Annotated in this window: 22 protein-coding genes and 1 pseudogene; 9 read left to right on the top strand and 14 right to left on the bottom strand. The window is 41.3% G+C overall.

What is annotated here, in order from left to right:
* Positions 1-97: 97 nt before the first annotated feature.
* On the top strand, positions 98-763 hold the full coding sequence (locus FTT77_RS10705; protein WP_180022795.1) for a DUF2238 domain-containing protein: 666 nt from the start codon (positions 98-100) through the stop codon (positions 761-763).
* 364 nt (positions 764-1127) lie between these two features.
* Here FTT77_RS10705 and FTT77_RS10710 read toward each other — a convergent pair whose 3' ends face one another.
* The 6 genes from FTT77_RS10710 to FTT77_RS10735 all read right to left on the bottom strand — a co-directional run bounded on the left by FTT77_RS10710 (position 1128) and on the right by FTT77_RS10735 (position 7644).
* Positions 1128-1553 (bottom strand): hypothetical protein, encoded by a 426-nt coding sequence (locus FTT77_RS10710; RefSeq protein ID WP_252725857.1) that lies wholly within the window; start codon positions 1551-1553, stop codon positions 1128-1130.
* Positions 1554-1658: 105 nt separating this feature from the next.
* Positions 1659-2621, bottom strand: coding sequence for a protease SohB (sohB, locus tag FTT77_RS10715; protein WP_180009607.1), 963 nt, complete (start codon positions 2619-2621; stop codon positions 1659-1661).
* Positions 2622-2811: 190 nt separating this feature from the next.
* Positions 2812-3735, bottom strand: a complete 924-nt coding sequence (pstB, locus tag FTT77_RS10720; protein WP_168379202.1) for a phosphate ABC transporter ATP-binding protein PstB — start codon at positions 3733-3735, stop codon at positions 2812-2814.
* 13 nt (positions 3736-3748) lie between these two features.
* The gene (pstA, locus tag FTT77_RS10725; protein WP_180109220.1) at positions 3749-5140 is read right to left on the bottom strand and encodes a phosphate ABC transporter permease PstA; all 1392 of its coding nucleotides are present in this window, start codon (positions 5138-5140) and stop codon (positions 3749-3751) included.
* Positions 5137-6516 (bottom strand): phosphate ABC transporter permease subunit PstC, encoded by a 1380-nt coding sequence (gene pstC, locus FTT77_RS10730; RefSeq protein WP_180109219.1) that lies wholly within the window; start codon positions 6514-6516, stop codon positions 5137-5139. The genes pstA and pstC overlap by 4 nt, the downstream gene beginning before the upstream one ends.
* A 99-nt stretch (positions 6517-6615) precedes the next feature.
* Entirely contained in the window at positions 6616-7644 is a 1029-nt protein-coding gene (locus tag FTT77_RS10735; protein ID WP_168379199.1) for a substrate-binding domain-containing protein, read from the bottom strand.
* A gap of 408 nt (positions 7645-8052) precedes the next feature.
* Between FTT77_RS10735 and FTT77_RS10740 the strand changes: the two genes are divergently transcribed.
* Positions 8053-9105, top strand: coding sequence for a Rieske 2Fe-2S domain-containing protein (locus FTT77_RS10740; RefSeq protein ID WP_180109218.1), 1053 nt, complete (start codon positions 8053-8055; stop codon positions 9103-9105).
* 355 nt (positions 9106-9460) lie between these two features.
* Here FTT77_RS10740 and FTT77_RS10745 read toward each other — a convergent pair whose 3' ends face one another.
* Both FTT77_RS10745 and FTT77_RS10750 read right to left on the bottom strand, forming a co-directional pair.
* Positions 9461-10993, bottom strand: a complete 1533-nt coding sequence (locus FTT77_RS10745) for an aspartate aminotransferase family protein (protein ID WP_180109217.1) — start codon at positions 10991-10993, stop codon at positions 9461-9463.
* 2 nt (positions 10994-10995) lie between these two features.
* On the bottom strand, positions 10996-12369 hold the full coding sequence (locus tag FTT77_RS10750) for a diaminobutyrate--2-oxoglutarate transaminase (protein ID WP_180109216.1): 1374 nt from the start codon (positions 12367-12369) through the stop codon (positions 10996-10998).
* Between the two features lie 484 nt (positions 12370-12853).
* Between FTT77_RS10750 and FTT77_RS10755 the strand changes: the two genes are divergently transcribed.
* The 6 genes from FTT77_RS10755 (at position 12854) to arsH (ending at position 18596) form a co-directional block, all read left to right on the top strand.
* The gene (locus FTT77_RS10755; protein ID WP_180007693.1) at positions 12854-13555 is read left to right on the top strand and encodes an SIMPL domain-containing protein; all 702 of its coding nucleotides are present in this window, start codon (positions 12854-12856) and stop codon (positions 13553-13555) included.
* Between the two features lie 264 nt (positions 13556-13819).
* Positions 13820-15937: a TonB-dependent siderophore receptor gene (locus tag FTT77_RS10760; RefSeq protein WP_257224714.1), complete on the top strand. Its 2118-nt coding sequence runs from the start codon at positions 13820-13822 to the stop codon at positions 15935-15937.
* Between the two features lie 113 nt (positions 15938-16050).
* Entirely contained in the window at positions 16051-16380 is a 330-nt protein-coding gene (locus tag FTT77_RS10765; protein WP_180109214.1) for a metalloregulator ArsR/SmtB family transcription factor, read from the top strand.
* Positions 16377-16850, top strand: coding sequence for an arsenate reductase ArsC (locus FTT77_RS10770; RefSeq protein WP_180007690.1), 474 nt, complete (start codon positions 16377-16379; stop codon positions 16848-16850). Before FTT77_RS10765 ends, FTT77_RS10770 begins: the two co-directional genes overlap by 4 nt.
* On the top strand, positions 16850-17890 hold the full coding sequence (gene arsB / locus FTT77_RS10775) for an ACR3 family arsenite efflux transporter (RefSeq protein WP_180109213.1): 1041 nt from the start codon (positions 16850-16852) through the stop codon (positions 17888-17890). The genes FTT77_RS10770 and arsB overlap by 1 nt, the downstream gene beginning before the upstream one ends.
* Before the next feature lies 1 nt (position 17891).
* The gene (gene arsH, locus FTT77_RS10780) at positions 17892-18596 is read left to right on the top strand and encodes an arsenical resistance protein ArsH (protein WP_168379190.1); all 705 of its coding nucleotides are present in this window, start codon (positions 17892-17894) and stop codon (positions 18594-18596) included.
* A 57-nt stretch (positions 18597-18653) separates the two neighbouring features.
* Here arsH and FTT77_RS10785 read toward each other — a convergent pair whose 3' ends face one another.
* The 4 genes from FTT77_RS10785 to FTT77_RS10800 form a co-directional block, all read right to left on the bottom strand.
* Complete coding sequence (locus tag FTT77_RS10785; RefSeq protein ID WP_180109212.1) at positions 18654-19106, bottom strand: GNAT family N-acetyltransferase; 453 nt, start codon at positions 19104-19106, stop codon at positions 18654-18656.
* Between the two features lie 157 nt (positions 19107-19263).
* Positions 19264-20397, bottom strand: a complete 1134-nt coding sequence (gene proB / locus FTT77_RS10790) for a glutamate 5-kinase (RefSeq protein WP_078190202.1) — start codon at positions 20395-20397, stop codon at positions 19264-19266.
* A 40-nt stretch (positions 20398-20437) separates the two neighbouring features.
* On the bottom strand, positions 20438-21652 hold the full coding sequence (gene cgtA, locus FTT77_RS10795) for an Obg family GTPase CgtA (protein WP_180007686.1): 1215 nt from the start codon (positions 21650-21652) through the stop codon (positions 20438-20440).
* A 213-nt stretch (positions 21653-21865) separates the two neighbouring features.
* Positions 21866-22240, bottom strand: a complete 375-nt coding sequence (locus tag FTT77_RS10800; RefSeq protein ID WP_078191873.1) for a helix-turn-helix domain-containing protein — start codon at positions 22238-22240, stop codon at positions 21866-21868.
* A gap of 115 nt (positions 22241-22355) precedes the next feature.
* On the opposite strand from FTT77_RS10800, the gene FTT77_RS10805 reads away from it, so the two are divergent.
* Positions 22356-23210: an SDR family oxidoreductase gene (locus tag FTT77_RS10805; protein ID WP_180007685.1), complete on the top strand. Its 855-nt coding sequence runs from the start codon at positions 22356-22358 to the stop codon at positions 23208-23210.
* A gap of 57 nt (positions 23211-23267) precedes the next feature.
* Here FTT77_RS10805 and FTT77_RS10810 read toward each other — a convergent pair.
* Positions 23268-23948, bottom strand: a pseudogene (locus FTT77_RS10810) (hypothetical protein).
* Positions 23949-23951: 3 nt separating this feature from the next.
* Complete coding sequence (locus tag FTT77_RS10815; protein ID WP_180109211.1) at positions 23952-24641, bottom strand: MFS transporter; 690 nt, start codon at positions 24639-24641, stop codon at positions 23952-23954.
* Positions 24642-24785 lie beyond the last annotated feature (144 nt).

Genomic DNA, 24785 nt, shown 5'->3' on the forward strand with positions numbered 1-24785 from the left:
AGCGCCGTCTAACTATCACTTTTCATCGCATTATGGCTATACTTGCCGCGAATTATAAACATTGCACACCGATAAAAAATTTGAGCTTTGCCTTTTCATGATTGATTTCAAATTAAAACTTAAGCACATCTTAGCTTTTGCGTTATTAACTCTTGCCATTGTGATCGCCAGTATCCAACCTTTAGAAATGGAAGCATATATCCTCCATCAAATCGGCACAGCGTTTATGCTGATCGTGCTGCTCGTTTTCCTCTATAAAATAGGACTAACTTTCAGAACAGTTTGTCTGTATCTTGGCTTTTTACTGATTCATGTCATCGGTGCCCATTATTTATATTCTTATGTACCTTATTCTGAATGGACACAAGCTCTCTTCGGTTTCAACCTTGACCAAAGCATGGGATGGTCTCGGAATATGTATGATCGGCTTGTACACCTTGCCTATGGATTGCTGCTCTATCCGTTCTTTTATCGCATATTTCAAATCTGGCTACCACAATTAAAAGCCGGAACACTCTTTTTATTGGTCGTACAATTCGTCATGGCGACCAGTTTATTTTATGAATGGATCGAATGGCTGATTGCCATTGGCTTATCACCAGAAGAAGCTGAAAATTATAATGGGCAACAAGGTGATATTTGGGATGCGCATAAAGATATGCTGCTCGCAACACTTGGTGCGATGATCACTGGTGGTATTTGTTTAATGACATCAAATTTGTTGAATAACGCTAAACAAAAGCCTGAATATTTTTTATCTTAAATACTGATGTTACGCACCTAGAAGTAATTTCTCATTTTAAAAATGATTTTTAAGTCTATTCGACGGAGTCTTACATCTAGGAATTGAATAACGGGATTAGCCTTCGGCTGGAGGTACTTTTACGAAACGATGTTTCTCATTCGGCAAAATGAGAAGCGAAGCTTCGCAAGGAAACCATCTTGCGAAGCAATGCTCCTCACCGCAAAACTCGTTCGCTCGCGTCTACGTATTCAAAGTATCGCAAAAACATTTTTGATTAGAAGCAGCCCTGTCTCAAACACTTGCGGATGACGTTACCGCGTATCGTTGTTTTATTTGAATCAAATTGCACTTCTGGTGTTACTGCGTAACATCAGTTAAATATTTAAGCAGTCCATTGAATTAAGATTGAATCTGACATTTGCGGATTCAATTTTCGGTCATAATACTGAAAGCACGCTTTTGCTCCCGCTGGCATTTTTTGTAGATCATCATCTATACGAAAATGCCGTGTATATTTTGTATGATTCACTAAAATTTCAACCCGCTCAAAAGGCTGTCTTTTATTTATATTTCCGCTACTCATATAACTCTGATAGGCCACAACAGTGCCGCAGGCTTCAGAGCGAACATCTACCTGTAGTGATGAACAATAAATATAGCCTGCCAACAGTGTTGCTGCTGGGCCAAACAGCGCAGCATACTGTTTCAGCACAGATTTTTTCACACTTTGAAAATGCAGCAAATATAGCCAAGGCCAAACCATTAGGCAAATGACACCACCTAAAATAAACAGAAAATTAGACATCATTATCATCAATATCTATGTACGCAACGCAATCTATCACAACAGCATCGTTTAGCATAAAAAAAGCTCACCGAAGTGAGCTTTAAATACTTTATAAGCATAAAGATTTTAAAATTTTAGATCTTTTAATTGAACGATATTTGCATTAGCTTTGCTCAATGATTCCATCACTTTTGACATGACAGCAGGAACCAATGAATCCGCAATTTGTGCTGCTTGTAAGCCTAACTTCTCACCCAGTGTTGGTTTTTTGCGGGTTTCAATCATATATACATCATGTTGTGGCATAAGACTTAATAGATATTCATCTGACGTTTGGAGTTTATCGACCAAATTGAGATCCATTGCATCTTGACCATACCAATGCTCACCTGTGGCAACTTTATCGACATTGAGCTGAGGACGGTATTTTTCAACAAAGTGTTTAAACAAGTTATGGGTTTGCTGTAACTCTTCTTCAAATTTGGCTTTACCTTCAGCAGTATTTTCACCAAACATAGTTACGGTACGTTTGAACTGACCCGCGGTATACAGTTCAAAATCGATATGTTTTTCTTTCAATAAACGGTTAAAGTTCGGCACTTGTGCAACCACACCAATCGAACCCACCACGGCAAATGGTGCTGAAACGATCTCATTTGCAATGCAGGCCATCATATAGCCACCGCTTGCAGCAACTTTATCCACGCAAATGGTTAAGTTAAATCCAGCATCACGTAAACGTACCAATTGTGCAGCGGCCAGACCATAGCCATGCACCATCCCGCCTGGACTTTCTAAACGTAAAACCACGCGGTCACGTCCTGCTTTTGCTGTCGCTAAGATCAGGGTAATTTCTTCACGTAGACTCGTTACCGCAGATGCAGCGGTATCACCATTAAAATCGATTACATAAATTTTTTGGTTATTCTTTTTACGTGCGCGCGCTTCTTTTGATAATTGTTGGCTTAGTTGCAGCAGCTCAAGTTTAGATGCAGTCGTTTGCGCAATTTTTTTTCGTTGTTCATTGATACGTGCATTTAAGTGGCTTACACGAATTTCCGCAGGCAACTTGGGATTATGAAATAGCATAAAATTGAAACTCATTTAATTCATATTTATGTTGTATAACATGTGGGTTACATCACAAAAATTCAATCTATTTTTTGAAAATAATTCTCATTGAGCCAAATTGAGCATTTTATTTTTATCAAGACTTTTTGACCTAATTATTGACTTCATAAAAAAAGAGCCTTTCGGCTCTATTTTCAAACAGTCTAGATTAACCAAAACGACCTGTAATATAGGCTTCTGTCAGCTGATGATCTGGTTGGGTAAAGACTTTTTCAGTAGAATTCACTTCAATCAAATCACCCAAATGGAAATATGCGGTACGGTCAGATACTCGCGCTGCTTGTTGCATCGAATGCGTCACAATCGCAATGGTATATTGCGCTGAAAGTTCAGTGATGAGCTCTTCTACTTTTGCTGTTGCAATTGGATCGAGTGCTGAACAAGGTTCATCCATTAAAATCACTTCAGGACTGACAGCAATGGTTCGCGCAATACATAGACGTTGCTGCTGACCACCTGAAAGTCCTGTACCCGGTTGGTTCAAACGGTCTTTCACTTCATCCCAAAGGCCTGCTTTACGCAGACTATTTTCAACAATTTCTTCCATGTCGTATTTGTCACGTGCCAAACCATGCAATTTTGGACCATAAGCGACATTGTCAAAAATAGACTTTGGGAATGGGTTCGGCTTTTGGAAAACCATACCCACTTGGGCACGCAGTAACACCACATCGAGATTTGGATCATAGATATCTTGATTATCCATAAGCACTTGCCCTGTCACACGACAAGAATCAATCGTGTCATTCATACGGTTGAGCGTACGTAGAAACGTTGACTTACCACAACCAGACGGTCCAATAAAGGCAATCACTTCATTTTCATAAATGTTCAGATCAATGCCTTTGATCGCTTCAGATTCGCCATAGTACACATGCACATCATTGGTACTGATTTTCACATTGGTCGATTTCGCATCTTTTTTCGCGCTAGATTGCGTATCGAATTGTGACACAAACGCAGTATTGGTTTGCTTTTGGCTGCCCTGTGCAGAGGTAAATTGTGTTTGTTCTGGATTCACGGACTTATCCTGATCTAAGGAATTCTTTTCAGTTGTAACGACGCTATTCATATAATGCCCTCAATTACCAGCGTACTTCAAATTTCTTACGTAACCAGATCGCTAAACTGTTTAAGCCGATCATGAGAGCAAGAAGTACAATGATTGCTGCTGCGGTACGCCCTTCAAAGAAGTTACGTAGTTCGTTACCTTGCCAAAGGAAAATTTGTACAGGTAATGCAGTGGATTGATCTAAAGGAGTGGCTGGTACACTTGCCACAAAGGCACTCATACCAATCAATAATAATGGAGCAGTTTCACCTAGGGCTTGTGCAACACCAATAATGGCACCGGTTAAAATACCCGGTAATGCCAGTGGCAAGACATGGTGAAATACAGTTTGTAAACGTGATGCACCTAAACCTAATGCGGCTTGACGAATCGATGGCGGGACAGCTTTTAGTGATGCACGTGTGGTAATAATGACCGTTGGTAGTGTCATCAAACTTAAGACTAAACCACCAACCACAGGTGCCGAAAGCGGCATGTGCATCCAACCAATAAAAATCGCAGCACCAAGTAAACCAAAGACAATCGAAGGAACCGCTGCTAGGTTGTTAATGTTGACTTCGACAACATCGGTAATCCAGTTTTTAGGTGCAAATTCTTCTAAGTAAATTGCGGATGCTACACCGATTGGAATCGAAATAATGATCACGATCAGCATCATGAAGAGTGAACCCATAAACGCCCCTGCTAAACCTGAAGTTGCAGGTGAGCTACGAGAGTCTGGATTTTTAAATATTTCAGTATTAAATGAGTTAGATATCACACCGTCAGCTTTAAGTTTATCTGCGAGTTGGCGTACTTCAGGGCTCAATTGCTGCTGTTCATCAGGCAAGCTACGGTCAATATTACCGGCTAACCAGACATCGACATTGGCATCTGCAAGGATTTTTAAATCTTGTTTTTGACCGATCAATGAAGGATCTACCATAACCATGTCTCGTAAGCGATAAGCTTCTGAACTGGTATATAAACTGTTGAGATCATCACGTTGAGAGGCAATCGCTGGATCTTTTGCAATGATCCCATTCACAATCAGCGCATCCCAATCCACCATGCCCATTTCTGTTTGCCAAGCAATATAACGCTCTTGGAACTGTGCAGGAGATTCACCTTCTTTTTGAACCGGTTTCGCACCTATATTGACAATGCTTGGATCAAAAAACACAGGCACCGTCATCGAGCTTTGCCAGAATGCTGGTAAGCCTTTGGCTAAAATACTGCCAAACAATAGCACGACGAACAATAAGCCAGTCACTACTGCACTAAAGCCCAAGACACGAAAGGTATTTTCTTTACGGTGTCTTTTTGCCAATGAGTTTTCAATGATTTTCTTACGTTTTTCACGAAGCTCAGCGGCTGCATGTGAATCAAATTTTTGATCCATGTTTGATGTATTCGTCGTACTCATTCGTATTGCTCACGGTATTTACGCACAATGTACAGTGCAACAATATTCAGACCTAAAGTAATTACAAACAGCGTTAAGCCCAATGCAAAGGCAACCAATGCTTGAGGACTCGCAAAGTCTGTATCACCTGTTAATTGGTTTACGATGGTAATGGTGACTGTAGACACTGCTTCGAGCGGATTAATGTGTAGTAAAGGACTGTTCCCTGCTGCAAGTACCACAATCATGGTTTCACCAATTGCACGAGATGCTGCCAATAAGAATGCACCGATAATGCCCGGCAAAGCTGCAGGTATCACTACTTGGCGAATAGTTTCTGATTTTGTTGCACCCAAACCGAGTGAACCGTCACGAAGCGCGCGAGGAACTTGAGTAATGATGTCATCAGATAATGATGAAACGAATGGGATAATCATAATCCCCATCACAAAGCCTGCTGTTAGAGCACTGGTTGCATTAATATCGAGTCCAATATATGCGCCAAGCTGTTTTGCAAAGGGTCCAATAATCATTAAGGCAAATACACCGTAAACGATGGTTGGAATACCTGCGAGAACTTCTATGGCCGGTTTTGCCCAAGCACGGAAATTTGGCTTTGCATATTCAGCCAAATAAATCGCAATCATCAGACCAACCGGAACAGCAACCAGTAGTGCAATACCACTGACCATGAGTGTGCCCCAAAGGAGTGGCAGCAAACCATAACTACCTTCGGCATTCCCTGATGTACTAAAGCCGGGGTTCCATTCAGTGCCTAAGAAGAAATCGAGTGGACTGACAAAACTAAAGAAACGCATGGCTTCACTGAACATCGACATCACAATGCCAACTGTTGTCAGGATTGCGACCCCCGAACACAGTGCCAATGCGATATTAATAACTTTTTCGACTTGGTTACGTGCACGATATTTTTCTGCGATGCGGCGTTTAGCCATAACTAAACCAATCAATGCCGCACAAATTACAACGGCCAATTTTGCATATGAGCCGATGTTTTCAATTTTCTGTAACTGTTCTGCTGCTGCAAGTTCATATGCAGCTGGCGTATCACTTACTCCAAAACCAGAAGCAATCGCTTGGACGCGGTCAACCATTACGCTTGTGCTTGCAGGATCTAAACCTAAACGAATATTTTCTGGGACATTATTTAAAATAACGTGTTGAAAAATACTCGGTTCAACCAAGTTCCAAACAATCAAGATTAAAAAAGCGGGAATCCCACACCATAAAGCGACCAAAACACCATAATAGCCCGGTCGTGAATGCAACATTGCTGAGTTATTGCCTTTACCTGCAAGTTTGCGACTTTTGGTCAGTCCAACTTGATAAGCGATTGCAATAATTGCGAGCAACACACCAATAAGTAGCAGATTCATGTAATCTCCACTGTTTTTTCAAAAGCCCTTCTTGAAAAAACTGTTTCTTTGCAAAAAGCCAATGGCAGGTCAATCCTGCCATTGGCTGTTTCAATCCAATTATTTAACTGCTTTACCCGCTTTAAAGTTTGCAAGAACTGCAGCGCGCTCTTTGTCAGACATTGAAATTAAGCCTGCTTTTTCTAGCTTCGAACCTTTACCTGATACTTTTTTACTTAGGAAGAATTCTGTGAACTCTTTCAAGCCTTTGATGGATTTAAGATGTTCACCTTTCACGTAGAAGAACAATGGACGTGATACAGGATAAGAACCATTCAGAATTGTTTTCTCAGATGGCGCTACATTATTCACTGTTGCTACACGTAACTTGTCACGGTTTTGGTCATAGAAACCTAGACCGAATACACCTACAGCGTTAGGTGAAGTTTTTAAGCGTGCCAATGTCTCTGTATAGTCGCCTGCGATTTCAATCACACGACCATCTTTACGGAATGTTGAACATGCTTTTTTCTGAGCATCTTTATCTAATTTTGCGAAAGCTTCATAAGTTTCACAGCCAGCATCCACCATTTTTTCTTGGAACACTTCACGTGTACCATGGTTTGATGCAGGAATAACTAAAGTGATTGCTTCGTTTGGTAAAGTTGGGTCGATTTGATTCCAACGTGTGTATGGGTTTGGAACCAATTTACCTTTTGATGGTAATTCAGCAGCAAGTGCAGCAAATACGTGCTGTGGGCGAAGTTTGAATGCCGCTTTTTTCGCATTTGAAGCAAATACGATACCGTCATATCCAACTTTAATTTCTAAGATTTGGTTAACGCCTGCTTTTTTACATGCAGCCAATTCAGTACCTTTAATTTTACGAGATGCGTTTGCAACATCAATTGTGTTATCACCAACGCCATTACAGAATTGTTTCAAACCACCTGAAGTACCACCAGAACCTACAACAGGTGCTTTAAATTGTGGGAATGTATTACCAAACTCTTCTGCAACAATACTTGCATAAGGCAGTACAGTTGAAGAACCAGCAATTTGGATCGTGTCACGAGCTGCATTTGCAGTTGTAGCGACTGTTGCCCCAGTAGTGAGTACCATAGCAAGTGCGATATGATTTAAGCGCATTCTCATCTCTCTTTATTGATGCATTTATTGGAGTACGCCACTTTCTAATAAAGTCTTGTACTTTTTCGATATACGCATTTTGATTTTAGAGTATGACAGTTAGGTTACATCTTTATGACGCTTTTATGATAATTGATGATTGCACATTGATTTAAATATAATTCTTTATTTTTCAACATGTAATGAAATTTATCAAAGTATTGGTCTTATTTATTTCTACTTTGATATTCGTAAGAATTCATGTCCTTGTCATATTTTGTCTTATTTTCTTTTTTCAATTTCCCCTCCTTTTCTGAATGTTGCACATTTGCATGTTCGATTTTTTATTCCTCCGTATTCCAATAATTGAAATTTCATTACATTTTTAGTTCGCTCAATATGCAAGTTTACATAAAAACAGAGCCTAAAATGACCAGCAAAGCCATTGCGACATTTAATCCGGACTTGCCTGTGCATATGACTTTTGAAGAACATGACTGGCACTTACTTGCAGAATTTTGGTATCCGATTGCTTTATCGAGAGACATTACAGAACAGCCTTATGGCACTGTGCTTTTAGATATGCCGCTCGTTATCTATAAAATGGGAAATGAACTGGTTGTCGCTAAAGACGCCTGCCCGCATAGGGGCGTACCGCTAAGTTTAGGCAAAAATGATGGTCTAGGGGTAGTCTGCCGCTATCATGGCTTACGCTTTGGTGAACATGGGCATTGCAACCGTATACCCGCACATCCCGATCACAAGATCTCCCCTCGCTTTAATTTACGAACTTATGCAGCTGTCGAACGTTATGGCTTAATTTGGTGCTCCCTCACTGCCGCTAAAGAGGCTGCACCGAATATCCCTGCAATGCCATATTGGGATGAATCCGAGTTTCAGCAATTGGTTTGCCCAACGGTCGATTTTCAATGCTTCGCAGGCAGGCAGCTTGAAGGCTTTATTGATGTCGCGCATTTTGCATGGGTACATCCAGAAACTTTTGGTGACCCTGAAAATACAGAAGTACCTGACTATAAAACCATTGAAACTGCAACAGGATTCCATGCAGATTACTGGAGCAGTGTTGGGCGCTACCCGATTGGTTTAGAACAACGTGGACAAGATGGCTTTCAATGGCTGCGCCATTTTGAAATTCATCTGCCGTTTACCGCAACGCTGACGATTCATTTTCCAAATAACAGCAAGCAAGTGATTATGAATGCGGCTTCACCGATGACTGCTCGTTCTACCCGTCTATTTGCACCGATTTGCCGTAACTATGACAAAGACCTGCCTGTAGAAGATGCTTACGACTTTAACCTGAAAATATTTGAGGAAGACCGCTTAGTCTCTGAATCACAAAAGCCTGAATATTTGCCTTTGGATTTAAGCATCGAAGCGCATTTTCCAGCGGACCGCAGTTCCAGCATGTACCGCAAATTATTGCGTAAAAAAGGTTTTAGTCCATTGTTTGCGGCATAACATCAATATCGTATTGCATTCACCTCACCCTAACCCTCTCCTACAAGGAGAGGGAAACTCCTTTACAAGCCTTATATTGGTTATAAATATTGTGGTATCTCATTCATCAAATGATAAACATCAATGACTATCGCGACTGGAGACAGGGATGTCACTATAAGGTAATGGTCACATGGATGTACCTTTTGCCTGAGAAGGATTTTAGTTACTTTGATCCCTCAAAGTAACAATCTGCCTACGCAGTAAACTATCATCTCTCAATGAAAAATTGCGGCCATGTAATAAATTAAGCGCCTTTTCATTTAAAAAAAAGGAGCTCAAATGAGCCCCTTCTTCTACAACTACAAAATGACAATTAGTCAATTGCAGGTGTATATGTACCGTCAGCGATTGGGCCTTTGATACGATCCGCTTCTGCAAGCACCAGAGCAAGCAAATTCTTCACGTTGTCTAAAGTCGCTACTGGGCTTAAAGTCGTCATTTTCAAAGATTGAACCTGACCTACTTTAGTTACACCAATATTCGCTTCACCACGTGCAAACAATTCGTCTGCTACGTTTTGGTTCAATGTATCTAACAATTCAACTGGGTAACCTTCAGGGATCACACGGAACAATACGGATGCAAATTGAGGATCAACCAGCATTTCTAGACCATCAGTTGCATTGATATAATCTGCAACATCACGTGTTAGACCTACACCGTGGTCGATCATCGAACCGTAAAGCTCTTCACCTAGCGCTTCAACCGTCATCCACAATTTCAACGCGTCAAAACGGCGAGTTGTTTGTAGTGACTTAGACACCAAGTTAGGAACCCCATGCTCTTCATCATAAGCAGAGTTTAAGTACTCAGCTTCATAATGCATGAAACGATAGTTCGCTTCATCTTTCAGCAAGAACGCACCACATGAAATCGTTTGGAAGTAATGCTTATGGAAATCAAGCGTTACCGAGTCAGACAGTTCAATACCGTCTAACATTGAACGATAGTCATTTGAAAGAATCAGTGCACCGCCCCATGCTGCGTCGATATGCATCCACGCGCCATATTTGTTGGTGATTTCACGAATTTCTTTCAATGGGTCAATTGCGCCTGCATCAGTTGTACCCGCAGTTGCAACCACACATGCCACGATCTTACCTTCCGCTTGAAGGTGAGCCATGGTTTTCTCAAGTGCGACTACATCCATCTGTGCGTTGTCGTTCACAGGAACAGTCACCACAGATTGGAAGCCCATGCCCATCATCGCCATGTTCTTTTGCACAGAGAAGTGTGCATTTTCAGAACAAATGACTTTAACATTACGCATAGCTTCATTTGGCACACCATCACGCTGAACAGACCACGGATTGCCGTTTTCGTCTTTCCAGTTTTTTGCGATGCACGCATCACGTGCAAGCAAAACACCCATCAAGTTAGACTGTGTACCGCCAGAGGTGAATACACCTGCTTGACCTGCACCGTAGCCTACTTTTTGGCGAAGCCAATCGATCAACTGAACTTCCATCAATGAACCGGCAGGGCTTTGATCCCATGAGTCCATCGATTGGTTTGTCGCGTTAATGAGCACTTCAGCGATTTGGCTTGTTACCATTGTTGGGCAATGCAAATGCGCTAAAGAATGTGGGTGATGTACTTTTAAGCTTTTGTTTAAGAACAGCTCAACCATACGGTCTAGTGATTTTTGTACACCCATACCTTCTTTAGAAGGATTGAATGCAATTGCACTACGAAGCTCTTTAATACTACCGCCGGTGTACATTTTGTCATTTTGCAACCATGCAGAAACGGCTTTTACCGCTTCGCCCATTGCTGACTGGTAGTCAGCAATGGATTGTGCATCATTGCAGAATAACGCTTTACGATGTTCTGCAAAATCAACCATTATTACGCGCCTCGAGTTGCAACAAGTGCTTCAGCAAGTGCTTTCTTGAAGCGAACGATCACCTCAATACATTCAGCTTGGTTAATGATCAATGGGCAAAGTAAACGAATGACTGTACCGTTACGACCACCTTTTTCTAACAACAATTTGTTGTTGAAACATGCTGCTTGAATTGCTGCTGCCAATTGAGAATCACCTGGTAATGAGCCCATGTGATCTGCTTTTTGACGTTCATCAACAATTTCAACACCAATCATCAAACCACGGCCACGTACGTTACCGATACATGGGAATTCAACCGCTAATTTTTTCAATTCAGCTTGTAAGAAATCACCACGTTCTTGCGCATTTTGCGCAAGATTTTGCTCTTTAATGGTTTTGATTGTTGCAAGACCCGTACCCATCGCCAATTGGTTACCACGGAATGTACCCGTGTGACCCGCTGGTTGCCATGCGTCAAACTTACGTTTAATGCCCAATACTGCAAGTGGTAAGCTACCACCTACCGCTTTAGACATTACAATGACGTCTGGCTCAATACCTGCATGTTCAAAGGCAAACATTTTACCTGAACGTGCAAAGCCCGCTTGTACTTCATCAAGAATCAACACGATGTTGTGCTTTTCAGTCACTTCGCGGATTTTCTTTAACCATTTTACAGGTGCAGTCACTACACCGCCTTCGCCTTGGATTGCTTCCAAGATTACAGCTGCAGGTTTTGTTACACCGCTTTCTACGTCTTCAATGAAGTTTTCGAAATAATACGTTAATGCGTCTACACCCGCTTCACCACCTATGCCTAATGGGCAACGGTATTCATGCGGATACGGCATAAATTGAACACCCGGCATTAAGCCGTTCACAGCATTTTTAGCAGACAAGTTACCTGTCATTGCTAAAGAACCGTGAGTCATACCATGGTAGCCACCTGAGAAGCTGATTACTGAACTACGACCAGTGTAAGTTTTTGCTAATTTAATTGCTGCTTCTGTACCATCTGCACCAGACGGGCCACAGAACTGTAGACAATACTCTTCTTTACCACCAGGTAATTGCTCAAGTAGTGCTTCAGTAAAAGCATCTTTTAAAGGCGTTGTTAAATCCAAAGTATGCAATGGGAGGCCACTTGCAAGTGTGTCTTGGATACTTTGAATTACCGCAGGATGATTATGGCCTAATGCCAATGTTCCTGCCCCAGCTAAACAATCGAGGTACTCTGTACCTTCAACATCAGTAACCCAACAACCTAAAGCTTTTGCTATCGCAAGTGGAAGTTTACGCGGATAGCTACGAACATTGGATTCCATCTGGCTTTGGCGAGTCAAATAGTATTCGTTAGTAGAATTAGTGGCAGGGTTTACAGAAGAAACGCTCATATCGAATTACCATCTCTGATATGGGTTGAAAGAAATAAGTCGGGTGACTTGCGGTCCTTTGACTCGGTGCTTTATGAGTTTCTAGTTAGTTTTAAGAGCTCTTTGTGTAATGGCTAACTAGACGGCGGATGATACAGACTTTTTCAATAAAATAAATCACTTTTATGATCAAATAAAAAGATAATTTAGAGAAAAAACAGATCTATTCCATGGATATCCTGAATTATCATCTTACAGTGTGACAAAACAAAGAAAACCTTTTTATTTTATGCTTTTTTACAACTTATGAATGATTATTGTAATCTTCAATTATTTAAACAACTAAGTACTGATTATTTAAATAAATATTCATCAAGCACTGCATTTATTTTTCTTGAAAGATTTACAATCCCACCACAGATTTTCCTTTAATCCATCACAATCCCCTTTTAAGATAAGAGCATAAGCTAAATTAGTCATTCTGAAAGAAGAATAGGTCATAACAATGCGTAAAATTATCTTATCTACTGTTTTATTAGCATCAGGTTTAGGTTTGGCCGCAGCAACTCAAGCAGCCGACCCACTCAATTACAACATCGTGAACATTCAGGCGGATGCCACTCGCCAAGTGTCAAACGACCAAATGCATGCCGTTTTATATATTGAAAAGTCAAATAAACAACCGGCTGAACTTGCTACCCAAATCAACCAATTGATGACCCAAGCGGTGAACACAGCCCGTAAATACCCTGCGGTAAAAATCGAAACGGGGTCTCAAAGCACCTACCCGATTTATGACAATGACAGTCGTAAATTGAAAGAATGGCGTGGTCGTGCCGAAGTGCGTTTAGAAAGTACAGATTTTAAAGCAGCTAGCCAATTGGTGAGCGAGTTACAACAAAATTTCCAAACGGAATCAATCAGTTTCAGCATTTCAGATGCACAACGTAAAAAAGTTGAAAATGAACTGATGGTTGAAGCATCCAAAAACTTTCAACAACGTGCCCAAGCGCTCGCTCAGGCATGGAATAAATCGGGCTATAACTTAGTTAATATTAATTTAAATACCAGCAATTATGGTGGTCAGCCAGTACCGCGTATGGCTATGATGAAAGCTGCAAGTGCCGATGCTATTCCTGAACAAGAAATGGCAGGTGGTGAATCTAAAATCACGGTCAGTGCAAACGGCTCTATCCAGTTCAAATAATTAAATTCATTTAAGAAACCGTGCTTTAGCGCGGTTTTTTTGACTATAAATTCCATCTATTCTTTATTTAAATTAAAAAGTCTATTAGCTTAATCAAACTCATAGTTTTAAATGATAATCATCCTTATTTAAATTTATCGCACTCACGGTTATGATACGCGCACTCTCTCCATTGCTCACACTTTTATGTATAGTTCAAGCAAAAAATCTCCAAAGCTTCAAAATTTCCCGCTTTTACCGCTGAGTATTGCCGTAGGCATAAGCATGGTTGCCACTATGGCTTCTGCTGCTGAAAATACAGATACCGCGCAAGCAGATGTTTTACCGACCATCACCATTGAAACTCAAGGGAACTGGCTAGAAAACGCCAATGAAAAAAAGGTGCAAAAGCATGCCGGTGCGCGGACCATCATTGACCGTAAACGATTAAACGAAAGCGCAGCAACATCACTAAAAGATGCGTTACGCCAAGTTCCCGGCGTTCAGGTTCAAGAAAATAATGGTACTGGCGGTAGCGATGTTTCATTAAATATTGGCGTTCGAGGATTAACCTCTCGCCTCTCTCCACGTTCAACCGTGTTGATCGATGGCATACCAATGTCATTTGCACCGTATGGCCAACCACAACTTTCGATGGCGCCTGTTTCGTTAGGAAATATAGAATCTGTTGATGTAGTCCGTGGTGCAGGTTCTGTTCGTTTTGGGCCACAAAATGTCGGCGGTATTATTAACTTTGCCACACGTAGCATTCCTGAAGACTTTAAAGGTGCCGTGGCATTAAACTCTGAATATGCAACTGGTACGGATCAGGTAAAATTAAGTCCTAGTCTGTTTGTTGGTGGAACATTTGATAATGGTTTAGGTCTTGCCTTGCTTTATTCAGGTACTAAAGGCAACGGTTATCGTGAAGCGAACAATAAAAATGACATTGATGATGTCATGTTAAAAACCGCTTATGACATAACAGATCAAGATAAAATCGCATTAAATTTCCATCATTACGATGGTACAGGTGAAATGCCTGAAGGTTTAAGTGCTGCTGAATTCAAAGCAAATCCATATCAAACGTCGCATTATCGTGACTTTTTCACTGGCCGTCGTTCAGATGTATCCCTACGTTATACACATAAAGATGACACGAACAACTTTGAACTTTTAAGTTATTACATCGATTCATTCCGTACCAGCAACCTTGAATCTACTTTAGCCAACGGCAATCATCGCTTAGATGCCTCACCGCGTGATTATAAAGTCTTTGCCATTGAGCCACGTTATTCACGTAGCTATAGTTTAGGTAGCACGCTGAATGAAGTGACTGTAGGCTACCGTTATATGGATGAAGAAAGCACCGAGTTCGCAGGCCGTACTGAATACGCAGCAGATGCAGAACCTGGTCAGTTTATAGCACGTACCCGTAGTGCGGGTGGCACCAAAGCACACGCTGCTTATATCGATAACCGTATAGAACTGGGTAAATGGAATATTACACCCGGCGTTCGTTTTGAATCGATTGATACGCAAAACAGTTTTAGTGCCTATAAAAATGGCGTATTACAAAATACTGTTCATCCATCGATCCAATCTGAGGAATTTTTGCCAAGTTTAGCTATCCTGTATAAAGCAACAGACCATTGGAATTTCTTTGCCAATGCCGGTGTCTCTTTTGGTCCACAGCAATATAACCAGTTAGCAACAACGCAAGGTACTACAGCGGTCACCACCTTAGATGGCTTACATCCTGAAAAGTCTAATAACTATGAAATTGGTACCAAATATTTAGGCAATGGTTTGAGTGCTGAATTGACTGCGTTTTATCTAGATTTTGACAAAGAACTGATTTTAGAACGTGATGCTGCAAACAATGGCATTTGGACTGACCTCGGTGCTACAAGTCATAAAGGGATCGAAACCGGTTTTAGCTATGACTTTGGACATTTAGCTGACAATCTCGAAGGCTTAAAAGCCTATGGTAATTACACCTATACCAAAGCGGTTGCTGAAGCAGGTAACTTTAAAGGTAAAGATTTGCCCTTCTATTCACAAAATGTCGCAAACTTTGGCTTAGGTTATAAATATGATGCTTGGTCCATCAATGCCGACATGTATGCACAATCTAAACAACGTGCCCCAGGCAACCAAGATTCTAACATCTACCAAACTGAAGAAACAGCAAATGGTAAACTAGGCGATATTCCAGGCTATTCAACTTTTGCTGTGCGTACAGGCTATGACTTTGGCGGTTCGCTACAAGGGGTTAGAGTTGCTGCTGGTATTAAGAATGTCTTTGATAAACAGTATTTCACCCGTTCATCAGATGCAACAGGTGGTAAATATATTGGTCAGCCACGTACTTTCTTCTTACAAACTTCATTCGACTTTTAAACTGATCTAAATATAAAAATCCCACCAAGTGTGGGATTTTTATTGAAGAAAACATATGGACATCCATATATTCACATGTAAATATATATGAAAATCCATATATACAGATAAACATGGAACAGACTGAATTTTTCAAATTACTTGCAGATGAGACTCGTCTGAACATCATCATGCTGTTGGCATGTAAAGGTGAACTCTGCGTCTGCGAACTCACCGAGTCCCTTGAATTAAGCCAACCCAAAATTTCGCGCCATCTAGCGCTACTACGGTCATCTAGTGTTTTGAGTGATCAACGCAAAGGTCAATGGGTCTATTACTCCATTCACCCTGCACTGCCTACTTGGTGTACACAAATACTTGATGTCATGCGTCACCAAGAACGATTTAAAAATCTCGATTTAAACTCTCCGAAAGGCACTACAACATTGTGTGAAACGCTATGAATTTTTTATTTCTATGTACTGGCAATAGCTGCCGCAGCATTTTATCCGAAGTACTTTTTAACCATCGTGCCCCTGAAGGTTTCCATGCCTATAGCGCAGGTAGTAAACCTTCAGGACAAGTCCACCCGTTTACCTTGAAAACCCTACAAAACCTCAATCTACCGACTGAGGGTTTGTCGAGTAAAACCATCGCAGCATGTGAACAATATCAACCCGATGTGGTAATTACCGTCTGTGGTTCTGCCGCTCAAGAAGCTTGCCCAATTTACTTAGGCTCTGCCATCAAAGCCCACTGGGGCTTAGAAGATCCTTCCCATTTAGAGCTTGTAGATGAAATAAAACTTGCAGCATTTCTTGATACCGTGGCGCATATTAACCGCCGTTTAGATGCTTTATTTGCACTCGATTTTACGCAATTAAGTCGTGAAGAACTCAACCTAGAAATCCAAAAAATTTCAGAGATCCAATAATGGCTGCTGCAAAACTGTCATTTCTAGACCGCAATCTAACGCTATGGATTTTTATCGCAATGGGGCTAGGCATTGCGATTGGCGTCTATATTCCAAGTGCTTCAAGAGCTTTAAATCAACTCAATATCGGTGATGTCAATATTGCGATTGCCATTGGTTTAATCCTGATGATGTATCCGCCTTTGGCCAAAGTGGATTTCAAAGCGCTGTCTGAAGTGTTTAAAGATAAACGTACCTTATACCTATCACTGGTTCAAAATTGGTTAATCGCACCTTGCCTGATGTTTATTTTGGCGATCGTGTTTTTACAACACTACCCTGAATACATGACCGGTTTGATTCTGATTGGTTTAGCACGTTGCATTGCAATGGTTCTGGTTTGGAATGATCTCGCTTGTGGGGATAACCAATACGTAGCGGCTTTAGTGGCCTTTAACAGTATTTTCCAAATTGCATTTTTTAGTACCTACGCATGGTTCTTTTTGAGTTTTTTACCGCCTTATTTTGGTATAGAAGCACAAGTGATCCAAGTCAGCTTTTGGACCATCACACATGCAGTATTGGTGTATCTAGGTATTCCCTTCCTGCTCGGTTTCCTGACGCGTGCCATATTGGTAAAACAAAAAGGTCTGGCTTGGTATAAAAATCAATTTATACCCAAAATCAGCCCCATCAGTTTAATGGCATTACTCTTTACCATTGTGGTGATGTTTAGCCTCAAAGGTGCAGATGTCTTGAGCCTTCCAATGGATGTACTGCGTATTGGCATTCCCCTCACGATCTACTTTATGGTGATGTTTTTCATTAGCTTTTTGATGAGCAAATGGATGGGTAATAATTACGCCAAAACCACTGCCATATCCTTTACCGCAGCGGGTAATAATTTTGAACTTGCCCTCGCTGTTGCCATCGCCACCTTTGGCATTGCATCTCCGATTGCATTTACCACGATTATTGGCCCATTGGTTGAAGTGCCTGTGCTTATTGCATTAGTGAGTGTATCGCTCTGGCTAAAACGCAAATGGTATAAAGAGAACTAAAATGAAGCTCCCCAATATTCAACTAGATTTACTTGAAACACCGCGTTTTGAACAAGTTCAAGCTAAAGCACTTGAACATCCGCCACGCATTCTGCTGCTATATGGCTCTAACCGTGAACGCTCATTTAGCCGCCTAACGGTATTGGAGGCGGGTCGAATCCTTGAACATTTTGGTGCAGAAGTCAAAATTTTTCATCCTAAAGGTCTTCCACTGCCTGAAGATGCTGAAACTTCACATCCCAAAGTTCAGGAATTACATGAATTGCTTACATGGTCTGAAGGCATGGTTTGGTGTTCGCCAGAACGACATGGTGCGATGAGCTCTATATTGAAAGCACAAATTGATTGGATTCCTTTAGCGTCAGGTGCCATTCGTGCTACTCAAGGTAAAACGCTGGCGTTAATGCAAGTCAGTGGTGGTTCGCAATCTTTTAATGCTGTTAACCAAATGCGCATCCTTGGGCGTTGGATGCGGATGATCACGATTCCAAATCAATCTTCCGTTGCAAAAGCATTTTTAGAGTTTGATGAAAATGATCGCATGAAACCTTCCTCCTATTACACTCGCATTGTCGATGTGATGGAGGAATTATATAAATTTACCCTACTCACACGTGGTCAATCTGCCTACCTCACAGATCGCTATTCTGAACGAGTTGAAAGTGCGGAAGAACTCTCTAAACGAGTTAATCAAAAGAACCTTTAATGAAAAACTCCTGCATCTGTGCAGGAGTTTTGGTCTAAAATATCCATCCGTTTCAACTTAAACTAATAATTTATAAAATAATGTCGTTGAATCTATTGTACCTGTATGGCTCAATGCAAATTGCGGGATGATCCCAGCTTTTATAAAGTTAAATTTTTCATATAGCTTTTCAGAGACATCGCCTGAACGCGCATCAAGTACAAGTAATTTCAAGTTCAAGTGTTTTGCTTTATCTTCTGCAAGTGTTAATAGTTGGTGAGCAATGCCTTGCTGACGTACCTTTGGATGCACCATAAGTTTTTCAATCTCAGCACGATGCAGTGCATTGGCTTTGGTGGCACGAACCAATTGTACTGTGCCCACAATTTCACCGCTTTGTAGCGCCGCCCACAAAAAGGTTTTATGCTTTTGAATATCCTTTGCCACAGCAGACCAATATTCATCATAGTGCGACTTAGATTCTTTAGTTAAAAAACCCAGTGATGCACCATCTTGCACACATTGTGCCAATAATTCACACAGTTGAGCCTGCTCATCTTTTAGATCTTGAAGGTTTAAATATTAAATTTCGCTCATCTTCTTTTCCTCTTATTTCTATTTTTATCGTTATATTCAAATGGCATGCCATAAAAAATCCCGCTCGGAAGCAGGATTTTGATCTTTCAATTTAGTAAATTGACATATGATTGCGATGGATCATTTCAAGTGATCGGGCTTCCCCTAAAACTTGATGAACTTTATCTGAGGCCAAACCTTTAACGATTTCTGCCGAACGTGAACTGAAGTTTACACGACCAACGGCAACTCGATGACCTTGTGTATCGACACATTCCACCACATCACCACGTTCAAAATGCCCTTCAACCGCTTTCACACCGACAGGTAATAAACTGCGGTGATTATCACGAATGGCTTTGACTGCGCCATCATCAATCACTAAACGACCAGCTGTTTGTAAATGTGCAGCTAACCATTGTTGATGGGCTGTGACACGGTCATTATCGGTAATGAATAAGGTACCAAGTAATTCACCTGCCATCACGCGTGAAAGCACATTGTCGCTATCACCGCTCGCAATGACTGTTGGGCAACCTGACTTGGCTGCCAAACGTGCCGCACGAACTTTGGTCAACATACCACCACGACCGAATTTACCGCCGCCGCCAGCCATATCGAATAATGATTCATCCATTGCGCGTACTGTATGGAACAGTTTTGCATCTGGATTGGAACGAGGGTCAGAGTCAAACATGCCTTCTTGGTCAGTTAGAATCACCAAGAGGTCTGCATGAACCTGTCCAGCCACCATCGCAGCCAAAGTATCGTTATCGCCAAAGCGGATTTCGTCAGTCGACACTGTGTCATTTTCATTGATCACAGGAATCACACGCCAATCAATCAAATGCTGCAAAGCATCACAAGAGTTCAAATAGCGACGACGGTCTGCCAAGTCATCATGCGTTAACAACACTTGCGCTGTGCGAATCGAACGTTGTTCTAATACGCTAGACCAAGTATGAATTAAGCCCATCTGACCAATGGCAGCACAAGCCTGTAGACTGGGTAGATCTGTGGGTCGGTTGTCCAAATTCATACGAACCATCCCTTCAGCCACAGCACCGGAAGACACAAGAATGATCTCGTGCCCTGCATTGTGTAGTTCTGCAATTTGTCCCGCCCAATGCGAGATTGCATCCAGATCTAACCCTTTTCCGTTTGCTGTGAGTAGTGATGATCCGATTTTAACAACGATACGTTTACAACCCTTGAGCTGACGTTGCCCATCTACCACTTCTATCATCTTGTCCTCAGACTTGTTTGCTTTGACACTTATTCAGCAATTAACGTACGTAGTACGATTCTGCCTCATCATCACCGTCTTCAAATTCATCATCAAAGTCTTCACCTTGACCTGCCAGACGTTGTTGACGACGCATTTCACGATATGCTTCTTTCGCAGCAAGCGTTTGCTCACGTGTTTCAACTTCAAGCTGATCACGGAACGCTTTAACTTCTGCAGCATATTCAGGATCTTCAGTTTCTCGTTCGCGCTGTTCTTCAATTTGATCCATCAGGTAGTACACAACGTCTTTAGTACCTTCAAATGTTAAACCTGAAGTTTTGAATACAGGGCCTTTCCACTGCAACTCTTCGAGAATGTGATCACACCATTCATCACGCGTTTCAGCCGCCAATTGGTCTACTTTATTGAGTACCAATACAACAGGTAATTTTGAAAGCGTTGGGGAGAATTTTTTCAACTCTTCCAAAATTGCTTTTGCATTGTACGCAGGGTCAGAACCATCAATCGGTTGAACATCTACGATGTGTAATAAAATACGTGTACGTGCCAAGTGTTTCAGGAATCGAATACCTAGACCTGCACCTTCTGCAGCACCTTCGATTAGACCCGGAATATCCGCCATTACAAATGAGCGGTGACTATCGGCATCAACCACACCTAGGTTTGGCACCATAGTGGTAAATGGATAATCTGCAACTTTTGGTTTTGCTGCTGAAACTGCACGGATAAAGGTTGATTTACCTGCATTTGGCATACCCAACAAACCAACGTCTGCGAGTACTTTTAATTCAAGACGAATTTCACGATATTCGCCTTTTGAGCCGTGTGTACATTTACGTGGAGAACGGTTGGTTGAAGATTTGAAGTGAGTATTACCCAAACCACCTTCACCACCTGCTGCCACTAACACACGCTGACCGTCAGCCACTAAGTCGCCGATGATATCGCCAGATTCTGTATCTACAATTGTTGTGCCCACTGGAACGAGCAATACGGTATCTTCACCGCCACGGCCTGAGCAGTTCGCTCCACGACCATTTTTAGCACGTTCTGCACGGAATTTACGTGTATAACGATAATCTACTAGGGTACTTGTGTCGTTGTCGGCTTGAACGTATACGTTACCGCCACGACCACCATCACCACCATCTGGACCACCAAATGGTACGAATTTTTCACGGCGAAAACTGGCTACGCCATTGCCACCGTCGCCAGCCTCTACGGTAATGACTGCTTCATCAACAAAGCGCATGTTTGCCAATCCTCTAAAAACTTTAAAACCGCTTATTCTGCCATATTTTAAAGAATTTCTCGAACAATATTATTCAGCAATACTATAAATTTCATTCATCTTGGTGCTGATGCAAATTTTTAGGAAAATCCGCACATCGCTCGAAAATCTTTAGCTCATCATCAAAATAGCTTTGATAAATAGCAAACGAATTTCACTCCCCATTTCTGAAAGCTATTTACGTGCATTTTCCTTGGCTTCAATAATTTCAGGCAATGTTCGTTCAACCCAACCAATCAGATGCATTAACTTTTCTGCAGCCTGTGAGCCCATTAAAGTCAGTTGATATTCAACTTTGGGTGGCACGACTGGATAGACTGTCCGTAAGATAAAACCATCTTGCTCGAGCATTTTCAGCGTTTGAGCCAGCATCTTTTCGCTCACCCCTTCGATCCGCTGCTTAAGTTCACTAAAACGGTGTACCCCTTCAGTCAAACAACGCAAAACTAATACTGACCATTTATTGGTGAGATGTTCCAATATTTCTCTAGATGGACAGTCCGTGGATAAAACTTGACCTAATAATTTACTTGTAGCGTATGTGTTCATTAAATCTTTCCTCAAAGTCACTAACTTACTTTTTGGTACGTACTTACATTTAGTAAGTTAACAGATTAAGATTCAACCATCAAGATCATTGATTCAACAATCAGAGGGTTTAAATATGAAAATCGCAATTACAGGTGCAACAGGTCAACTAGGCCAATTGGTCCTTCAATTTTTATTGAAAGAAACCGCGGCCGAAAACATCATCGCTTTAGTTCGATCACCAGAAAAAGCAGCATCTCTACAAGCTCAAGGCATCGAACTTCGTCATTTTGACTATGATCAACCAGATACACTTGTTCCTGCACTACAAGGTGTCGATAAATTATTACTCATTTCTGCCAATGAAATTGGTCGGCGTACTCCACAACACAAAGCCGTAATTGATGCTGCAGTAGAAGCGAAAGTTCCATATCTTGCTTATACCAGCCTGTTACGTGCAGATACGTCACCATTGGGTTTATCTCAAGAACATCGTGAAACAGAAAGTCTGATTCAAGCTAGTGGTTTAACCTATACCTTCTTACGAAATAACTGGTATGTCGAAAACTATCTTGCTGCTGCAGGACATGTGGTGGAAACAGGTACCTTATTTGGTGCAGCAAAGGATGGGAAAATTAATGCAGCGACCCGTGCTGACTATGCTGAAGCAGCTGCAAAAGTACTTACAAGCTCTGGTCATGAGAATAAAACCTATGAACTTGCAAGCTCAGACAGTTTCACATTGGCACAGCTTGCTGAAACCCTACAGCAAGTTTCAGGTCAAAATGTTCACTATCAAAATCTAACTACAGAAGACTATACACAAGGTCTATTACAAGCTGGATTACCTGCTGGTCTTGTAGATGTGATCGTCGATGCCGATATCAATAGCATTGACGGTGCGATGCAAAGTGATCGTAAGGACTTGGAACAGTTACTCGGTCACCCAACTACTTCTCTACGTAGTGCTGTTGAAGCTGCTTTAAAATAAGATTGAACCCACAAAAAAGCCCGAATTGATTCGGGCTTTTTTTGAGTTGAATCATGCTTATGGATGTACATTTTTTATCGGCAAATCCATATTCATATCTAAATTTGCCTTGGTATTACGCTCTGCGTTGTACATCGTGGCATTAAAGGTTGCAATTTTTCGCATGGTCATCGGGTCATTCAGTTTTAGCTGTGGTGCAAACTGATGTACCACATGCAAATCAACTTTTTCATTAAACTCAAAATACACAGGGCCATTAAAATTAATTCGAATAGGAATGTTATAGGTTCTTTTCAAATGAAAAGGCACATCTAACTTGACAGGAATGTCCATTTTTAAGGGAAATTTCGGCACAAGTTTATTTTTAATCACCAAATCTGTGGTCGCCTCAAGCGGCATCGTCTGGTTAATTTGAATATTGGTGGAATAATCAATATCCACTGAGATCGGAACCTCTACACTAAACTGCAAATCTGCCAGATATTTTCCCTTTAAGGGCAGTTACAGCTTCCGATCTAAAGCAATCTGCGTATCCAACGTCCCGATGGACTGCGTTTGCAAATAATTGCCAACGGAAATTTTGGTGGGTAGTGAATGCGACAATTGAATATCTGCATTTTTTGCACGTACTTGCATCGACGCATAAATATTTAAATACAACCAAAATAGTACCGCAACCAACAATGCAACTGCGATAAAACTCAAAATGATACGCTTCGCCGATTGAAATATCCACATGGCTTACTCCTGAGCTTTCGCTTCAGTTTTGGCATGCTCTCTATTGAGTCGCATTGTTTTTAGTGGAATCACCAATTCACCCTTTTTAATTTGAACGGGCAACGTATTTTGTACGTCCACTGTCGCTTTCAATGCCGTTTTAATTGGAACATTCAAATTACCTTCAATAGGAATGTTGGTTTTTAAATTTGCATTGAGTGGAATATGCAGGTTTTCTTTCAGCACGGTTTTGACTGGCGCATCAAATTTTAAATGTACTTTTTGCTCCAAAGGCACATTCATATTTACTGAAATATCCAATTGTATCGGGATATCACCTTTGAGTGGCAATGTCACATCCTGCCCCATGACTCTGACTTTCACTTTGGTATTCACAGGAAGGTTTTGATTCACTTTCAAAGTTTCACGCACTGGAATCGTGGTCTTGATCGGGACTTGATTATCAAAATACACCCGTGGTGTCAGCGTTTGAGTTAAGGGAATATTTAAATTTTCATGTATCGGAATTTCAGCATTCACCCGCCCTGTCACATCCACATCCAAGGCATCATGAATTTTGACTTCGGCTTGTAATGGCTCTTGCAGGTCGATATTGACGTTTTGATTTTCTAGTGGGATATAAATATTAAAGTGCTTAAACACCCAAATGGCGATGAGTACACCACAGAGTGCAGCAAACACAATAAATGCCAATCAGAGGTGGTCCCACATGTTTGAACAACTAAAAGCGTATTTATAAGTGATATTCCGCTCTAGTTAAGCCACCTTGTTTTGTTGGGGTAGCTGATCATAGTAAAACTCATTTGGTGTCATTTTGTCTAGACTCGAATGAGGTCG

Origin of the sequence: Acinetobacter sp. YH01010, assembly GCF_013420775.1 — a bacterium.
GTDB classification, from domain to species: Bacteria; Pseudomonadota; Gammaproteobacteria; order Pseudomonadales; family Moraxellaceae; genus Acinetobacter; species Acinetobacter amyesii.